Source organism: Streptomyces bambusae (genome assembly GCF_019400985.1).
Taxonomy (GTDB): domain Bacteria; phylum Actinomycetota; class Actinomycetes; order Streptomycetales; family Streptomycetaceae; genus Streptomyces; species Streptomyces bambusae_A.
Map to the genome: position 1 here is coordinate 1 of NZ_WTFF01000734.1, position 610 is coordinate 610.

At 77.2% G+C, this 610-nt stretch carries 1 protein-coding gene; it reads left to right on the top strand.

What is annotated here, in order from left to right; translation table 11 throughout:
• Positions 1-415: 415 nt before the first annotated feature.
• On the top strand, positions 416-610 hold a 195-nt coding region (locus GPJ59_RS36780), incomplete at its 3' end, for a hypothetical protein (RefSeq protein WP_219672417.1).

The window sequence follows — 610 nt, forward strand, 5'->3', positions numbered from 1 at the left end:
AGCGGCAGCCTCGGCGCTGCCCGCCGCGGCGACGGCGCCTGCGGCCCCGGCGACGGCCTCGGCTCCGGCGGCAGCCGGTTCGGCTTCGGCGGTGCCCGGTTCGGTTCCGGCGGTAGCCGGTTTGGGTTCGGTGGTGCCCGGCCCGGTTCCGGGAGCCGGTTCGGCTCCCGCGGTGCCCGGCCCGGTTCCGGCGGGAGCCGGTTCGGCTCCGGCGGTGCCCGGTTCGGTTCCGGCGGCAGCTGGCTCGGCTTCGGCGGTAGCCGGTTCGGGTTCGGTGGGGAGTGTCGCCCCGGCGGGAGCCGGTTCTGCTTCGGCGGGAGGCGGATCCGTGGGGGAGCCCGATGGTGCCCTGAGCGAGGCACATGAGGTACGTGTCGTCGAGCCCGTGCCCGGGGGTCCGTTCGCGCAGGCTGCGTTGACCTGTCTGCATCGCGGCGGGGCCGACTCCCGGTTGCTCGCCACCGCCCTGGCCGTCCTCGGCGAGGACGCCGCGCCCGAGCCGGCCGCGCGGCTGGCCGGGATGAGCCCCACCGCCGCGGCGCGCGCGGCCGCCGCCCTGGAGGCCTCCGGCCTACCCCTGTCTCTTATACCAATCTCCGAGCCCCCGAGA